This window comes from Macrococcoides bohemicum, from assembly GCF_003259675.1.
GTDB lineage: Bacteria > Bacillota > Bacilli > Staphylococcales > Staphylococcaceae > Macrococcoides > Macrococcoides bohemicum.
The window spans coordinates 70777-77766 of the sequence record NZ_PZJG01000009.1 but is presented as its reverse complement, the minus strand read 5'-3'; the positions used below and the strand labels follow the sequence as shown (position 1 = coordinate 77766).

At 32.5% G+C, this 6990-nt stretch carries 5 protein-coding genes and 1 pseudogene; 5 read left to right on the top strand and 1 reads right to left on the bottom strand.

The genetic code is table 11. The features are described from left to right. A pseudogene (locus BHX94_RS13265) lies at positions 1 to 1909 on the bottom strand (hypothetical protein); the annotation flags it as partial. A 91-nt stretch (positions 1910 to 2000) separates the two neighbouring features. On the opposite strand from BHX94_RS13265, the gene BHX94_RS13260 reads away from it, so the two are divergent. From BHX94_RS13260 to asp3, 5 genes are all read left to right on the top strand, one after another. After that, positions 2001 to 2132 carry an LPXTG cell wall anchor domain-containing protein gene (locus tag BHX94_RS13260; RefSeq protein WP_203546578.1) on the top strand — a complete coding sequence of 44 codons (132 nt, stop codon included), beginning with the start codon at positions 2001 to 2003 and terminating at the stop codon, positions 2130 to 2132. 87 nt (positions 2133 to 2219) lie between these two features. Then, positions 2220 to 3443 (top strand): accessory Sec system protein translocase subunit SecY2, encoded by a 1224-nt coding sequence (gene secY2, locus BHX94_RS11745; protein ID WP_111746900.1) that lies wholly within the window; start codon positions 2220 to 2222, stop codon positions 3441 to 3443. A 9-nt stretch (positions 3444 to 3452) separates the two neighbouring features. Next, complete coding sequence (gene asp1, locus BHX94_RS11740; protein WP_111746898.1) at positions 3453 to 4970, top strand: accessory Sec system protein Asp1; 1518 nt, start codon at positions 3453 to 3455, stop codon at positions 4968 to 4970. After that, complete coding sequence (gene asp2, locus BHX94_RS11735) at positions 4954 to 6501, top strand: accessory Sec system protein Asp2 (RefSeq protein WP_111746896.1); 1548 nt, start codon at positions 4954 to 4956, stop codon at positions 6499 to 6501. The genes asp1 and asp2 overlap by 17 nt, the downstream gene beginning before the upstream one ends. After that, a complete protein-coding gene (gene asp3, locus BHX94_RS11730) occupies positions 6501 to 6989 on the top strand; it encodes an accessory Sec system protein Asp3 (RefSeq protein ID WP_111746894.1) in 489 nt (162 codons plus the stop codon). Before asp2 ends, asp3 begins: the two co-directional genes overlap by 1 nt. Position 6990 lies beyond the last annotated feature (1 nt).

Here is a 6990-nt window from a genome sequence, read left to right as displayed (position 1 = left end):
CATCAGTGTCTGATTCAACAAGTACATCAACGTCAGTATCTGATTCAGCAAGCGCGTCAACATCAGTGTCTGATTCAGAAAGCGCGTCAACGTCAGTATCTGATTCAGCAAGTACATCAACATCAGTGTCTGATTCAGAAAGCGCGTCAACGTCAGTATCTGATTCAGCAAGTACATCAACATCAGTATCTGATTCAGCGAGTACATCAACATCAGTATCTGATTCAGCAAGTACATCAACGTCAGTATCTGACTCAACAAGTACATCAACGTCAGTATCTGATTCAGCAAGTACATCAACGTCAGTATCTGATTCAGCAAGTACATCAACATCAGTGTCTGACTCAGCAAGTACATCAGTATCTGACTCAACAAGTACATCAACGTCTGTATCTGACTCAGCAAGCGCGTCAACATCAGTATCTGATTCAGCAAGCGCGTCAACATCAGTGTCTGATTCAACAAGTACATCAACGTCAGTATCTGATTCAGCAAGTACATCAACGTCTGTATCTGACTCAGCAAGTACATCAGTATCTGACTCAACAAGTACATCAACATCAGTATCTGATTCAGCAAGTACATCAACGTCTGTATCTGACTCAGCAAGCGCGTCAACATCAGTATCTGATTCAGCAAGTACATCAACATCAGTATCTGACTCAGCAAGCGCGTCAACATCAGTATCTGATTCAGCAAGTACATCAACATCAGTATCTGATTCAGAGAGCGCGTCAACATCGATCTCAGATAGTACTTCATTAAGTACATCAGTATCTGATTCAGCGAGTACATCAACATCAGTATCTGATTCAGAGAGCGCGTCAACATCGATCTCAGATAGTACTTCATTAAGTACATCAGTATCTGATTCAGCGAGTACATCAACATCAGTGTCTGATTCAACAAGTACATCAACGTCAGTATCTGATTCAGCAAGTACATCAGTATCTGACTCAGCAAGTACATCAACGTCTGTATCTGACTCAACAAGTACATCAACATCAGTATCTGATTCAGAGAGCGCGTCAGTATCTGATTCAGCAAGTACATCAGTATCTGACTCAGCAAGCGCGTCAACATCGATCTCAGATAGTACTTCATTAAGTACATCAGTATCTGATTCAGCAAGTACATCAACGTCTGTATCTGACTCAACAAGTACATCAACATCAGTATCTGACTCAGCAAGTACATCAGTATCTGATTCAGCGAGTACATCAACATCAGTATCTGATTCAGCAAGTACATCAACGTCAGTATCTGATTCAGCAAGTACATCAGTGTCTGATTCAACAAGTACATCAGTGTCTGATTCAACAAGTACATCAACGTCAGTATCTGATTCAGCAAGCGCGTCAACATCAGTGTCTGATTCAGAAAGCGCGTCAACGTCAGTATCTGATTCAGCAAGTACATCAACATCAGTATCTGATTCAGCAAGTACATCAACGTCTGTATCTGACTCAACAAGTACATCAACATCAGTATCTGACTCAGCAAGTACATCAGTATCTGATTCAGAGAGCGCGTCAACATCGATCTCAGATAGTACTTCATTAAGTACATCAGTATCTGATTCAGCAAGTACATCAACATCAGTATCTGATTCAGCAAGTACATCAACATCAGTATCTGATTCAGCAAGTACATCAACGTCAGTATCTGACTCAGAAAGCGCGTCAACATCAGTGTCTGATTCAGAAAGCGCGTCAACGTCAGTATCTGATTCAGCAAGTACATCAACATCAGTATCTGATTCAGCGAGTACATCAACGTCTGTATCTGACTCAGAGAGCGCGTCAACATCGATCTCAGATAGTACTTCATTAAGTACATCAGTATCTGATTCAGCAAGTACATCAGTATCTGATTCAGCAAGTACATCAGTATCTGACTCAACAAGCACATCAGTACCTCCAACCTTCTCTAATGAAGATGAAGAAGTTTTACCGTTTAATAACGAAAATGATTCAGCAACTCATAATAATAATGTGACTATGGAATCATTACCTGACACAGGTGAATCAAATAAAACTTTAATCCCGGCTTTCGCAGCATTCCTTGCAGGTCTAGGTTTGTTAAGAAGAAAGAAAAAAAACGAGGATGAAAATCCAGAAGAAAGCAAATAACTAAATATATAGTTACAGGCACAAACATAATGTATGTTTGTGCCTGTACTATAATAATAAAAAAATGAAATATGAAGAGGTTTAAGCGTGAAAAACTTAATTAATATATTTTTGCGTCATACAGAACATCGACAACTTTATCGACGTATTTTGTTTACTATGATGATTATGATTATTTATATTATCGGCAGTAACATTGAAATTTTATCTACTGCAAATATTGATAGTAAAAAAGATGTGTTTACCACTATAGGTGTCGCAGCAATGGGGGGCGATTATTCGAGGGTTTCACTTTTCTCTCTTGGTCTTGGACCATATTTAACATCCATGCTGATTATTAATTTATTAGCTTTTAGAAATTCTGATGCTGTATTTATGCAAACGAAAAAAGAAAGACAAATTAAAGAGAAACTGCTTATATTAGCTCTTTCGATTGTTCAAGGTTACCATCTGCTAAGTATGTATGTAAAAAATGGTGAGGATAAAGCAGAAATTATGGCTCTTGGATTACTTGTAGTTATAGCTGGTAGCATGCTTTTAATTTGGTTGGCAGATCAAAATTTTATGTACGGTATTGCAGGTCCAATGCCGATTGTTGTTATGAGTATTATAAAGTCTATTGCTTATGGTGATCATACAGTGGTAATACATTTAAAAATATTTATTTGGTTTATTATTATTTTACTTCTTTTATTATGTGCTATTTTACTGATTATTATTGAACGTGCAGAGTATAGGATAAATTATATAGATATTTTAAATGTTTCAAAAATACAAAAAAACTTTTTAGCATGGAAATTGAATCCAGGAGGAAGTTTAGCAATAATGTTGAGTATGTCTATATTTATCATTATCAAATCAATTATTGAAATGTTTATTGTCATGTTCACGAAACATAAATTAGAAAGTATAAAATATATGGATTTAACGCATCCATTAGGTATCACCTTTTTTGTTTTATTACTTGGTATTCTTGCTTATCTTTTATCTTTATTAATGTTAAATCCCAAGAAAAAAGCGCAAGAATTTCGAAAAACAGGTAATTATATAGTGGGAGTAAATCCAGGAAAAGAAACATCCCAATTTTTATCTAAGAAGGCAAAAAGAATTAGCTTATTTAGTGCATTTATGATATCGGTTATTATTGGACTACCTTTCTACTTTACTTTATTGGTTCCTGAATTATCTAAAGAAATATATTTATCCATTCAAATTTTAATGTTGATATATGTTTCGATTAATATTATGGATGTAATAAGAAATTACATGTATTTCAATCGCTATAAAAGTTATATGAATAAATATTGGTAGGGTGTTAATATGAAATTTTTTATACCGGCATGGTATCAAGAGAATCAATGGTGGCGCGATAAAAATGTGCCATTTTATGAAAAAGAAAATCGGAGTGATTTCGATGATATGATAAGTTTAATGAATATGCATAAAAAAAATAGTCAACCTTTTCACTTGATACAATTAGCATATCATTCGAGCTTTCAGCTATTCTTACATCGTAATCATCTATATGAATGTGAATATTTTTCAATTTTTGATTTTATTCAAGGTTTTCCGAAGAGCACACCTCGACCTTTGGATTATAGAGACTTTAACTGGCCGGAAGGTACAGAATTTATCTATACTTTATTTATTATTAAAGCTGTAAATGACAATGAAGTAACAAATATTTATTATAATGAAGATGGATATTTGGTATGGATGGAGAAATTTATAGATAATGTTAAAGTATCGAAATGGATTTTTGACAATCGTGGCTTTCTATCGTCTATCATTAAATACGTTGATGGACGAGAACAGCAATTATTTTATCTGAACTATGATGGAGATATTTTACTTGAAGAAAATCTAGTGACCGGTGAAGTATATGTAAGGAAAGACTTTGAAAAATTTAAATCTAAATATTATACAAATATCGAATTTCTTATACAGGAACAACTTACTACTTATCTTGAGAATTTCCAAGTTGATTCTGTCATTGTTGCATTTAATAAATGTCACAATCATTTAATTGAATCAGTTATATCAAATGAAAATATTGTATATTCAATTTTCAAAGAAAGAAACAGTGCTGAATTTTTAATTGAAGGATTACATGACACAAAATTTATTGTGGATACTAAAAGTAATGAAAATAAATTATTGGCGAAGATAAATCAATCCAATATATTAAGGATTACTCCGTTTGATACAGAAGTCTTGCCATCAATCAGTAATCAACTTTATTTGGATTATATTGGTATCTTTATAGATGGTATTTCTGATAAAGAACTTATTAAAATTATTCAGGTGCTTCAGCCGATATTGCTGGAAAGTGGTAAATACAAGTTGAGTTTATTAACCAGAAAAGGTTCACATAGTAGAACAGAGGAACTAAGACAGATTGTAAGTGATGTGAATGATAAATTTCTGGAAAAAGAAGATTTAGAAGATTTGTTGGAAGAAGCAATAGAAGACTTAGAAGTAATAAAGTTTGAATATATTCCTTATGAAGTTGATTTATTGAAATTGATTTCTAAAATACGTATTATTGTTGATTTAAGTAGTGAACCTGATTTATATATTCAGATTGCTAGTATCAGTTCAGGTATCCCTCAAATCAATAAAGTTAAAAATGAGTATGTTGCTGATGGAATGAATGGTCTTATTATTAATGATATTAATCAACTTCCAAATGCCATCTTGGATTATTTACAAAGTTTGAAGCAATGGAATGCTTCGTTAAGTTATTCATATAAACTGATTGAGAAATATTCTTCTTTAAATATCATAAAAACAATTGATTATTTTTTGGAAGGAGGCTCATATGGCGAGGAAATTTAGAATCCTTCATATCGGTAAATTATCCATTGAGAATGAATTTATAAATAGAAAAGATATATCGATTGACTTTCTTGATAGTAGAGTTTTTGAGAACGAATCCATTGATTTTGAAGAAGTACTTACTTTCATTGAACAACAAAAAGCGTACAATTTTGTATTTGTAGAATATGAGTATAAGGAAAAGTTAAAAAGATTATTAATGAAAATCATTGAACCATTTAATACTTATATAAGTATGGAGTATTATGGCGCATCTTTTATACATGATGATGAATTGCAAAAATATTTTATTCGTCCAATTTCCGCTGAAAATAGACAAAAACTTATCGAAAAAGTAAAGTCCTTATGCTTCAGTGGACAATATGGTGACAAAAAAGGGCCAGGACAAATTAAAATTCATCCGAACTTTAAAGAGCAACATGAATATTTAGGTAATCGATGGTTAAAGTTATCTGGAGAATTTGGTAATCATTATCAGCAAATCGCGATGTTAGATGATTTGCTTTACTACGAAAAAGAAAAAGCATTGGAAATTTGGCCCGAATATAAAAAGGTTGGCAATGTGTCGATTGAAATAACATTTAGAATCTATAGTAGTGGTACTGTAGATGATATCATCAAAACGATTACTGTAAATGAAGATCATTTAAAAGAACCTATCATTATTGAAAGTATGCCTGAAGATGCTTTCATTTCTTACAGTGTTAAAGCAAAAGGAACAGGAGAATTATATTTAGGGGCAATCCATAGAAGATGGTCACGCTTAGAATTCGGGAAGTTTCTTCTAGGTGGTGAAATATTTAAAGACGATGAACGCAATGAATTCATCTATATTTTTAACCCAGGAGATATGAAACCACCTTTAAATGTTTATTTTAGTGGATATCGATCTGCAGAAGGTTTTGAAGGTTATTTTATGATGCAAAAGCTAGGGGCACCGTTTCTTCTGATAGGTGATCCGAGAATAGAAGGGGGTTCTTTCTATGTTGGATCAGAAGCTTATGAGCAAGGAATACAGAGTGTAATAAATGATAAGTTAGCTTATCTTGGTTTTAAAGATGATGATCTTATACTATCAGGCCTATCTATGGGCTCATTTGGTGCAATTTATTATGGTGCTAAGCTTAATCCAGCAGCAGTAATTGTTGGAAAACCTTTAGTAAACATTGGTACAATCGGACAAAATATGAAGTTACTACGACCTGAAGAATTTGGCACATCATTAGATGTATTACTAGAAGTAACGGGTGGTAATACAGATGAACATGTTTTACGATTAAATCAAAAGTTTTGGGATACTTTTAATAAAAATGATATTAGTCGTACAACTTTTGCAATTTGTTATATGGAAGATGATGATTATGACTTATACGCTTTCAACGAATTGTTAGATGTTTTAAGTGAAAATAGAGCACGTGTTCTATCCAGAGGTGTACCTGGGAGACATAATGATGATTCACCAACAATTAATAATTGGTTTATTAATTTTTATAGAATTTTGCTAGAAATGAAGTTTGGGAGAAGTAAATAATGAATAATATATATAATATTTACTGGAATAATATCGACAAAATAACCTTTTTGTATGGTACAAAACTTAAGTTTGTTAATCGATGTGTAGAATTTGAAAATTTTCAAATTCCTGCAGGTATTACTATTCATTTATGGAGAATGAAGACAAGTTTCTATAATAATAGAATTCATCCTTCATTACCTTTACTATCTAGAAATGAATACTATACAGTTCAATTTAAATATGAGTGTAAACCTGAGAACGGAATATATTTTGTAATTGAATTTTACAAAAAAAATGATGAAATAATTGAAACGTTGATTGTTCAGGATAAAGAAGTGGATTTCGTTTATCCTGAAAATGCTGATTATTATCAAATAAAGATGATGAGTGCCTCGGTTAATCAATTAAAATTCGATTGTATTACTTTAACACATCAACAATTATTAATGGATATGTCGAATGCCATAGATATTTATAATAGATGGTCAAATGAGGTGTTATAAA

Excerpts from the sequence above, each read along its gene's own strand:
- asp3 (WP_111746894.1), top strand. The coding sequence starts at position 6,501 with ATGAATAATATATATAATATTTACTGGAATAATATCGACAAAATAACC.
- asp1 (WP_111746898.1), top strand. The coding sequence starts at position 3,453 with ATGAAATTTTTTATACCGGCATGGTATCAAGAGAATCAATGGTGGCGC.
- BHX94_RS13260 (WP_203546578.1), top strand. The coding sequence starts at position 2,001 with ATGGAATCATTACCTGACACAGGTGAATCAAATAAAACTTTAATCCCG.
- asp2 (WP_111746896.1), top strand. The coding sequence starts at position 4,954 with ATGGCGAGGAAATTTAGAATCCTTCATATCGGTAAATTATCCATTGAG.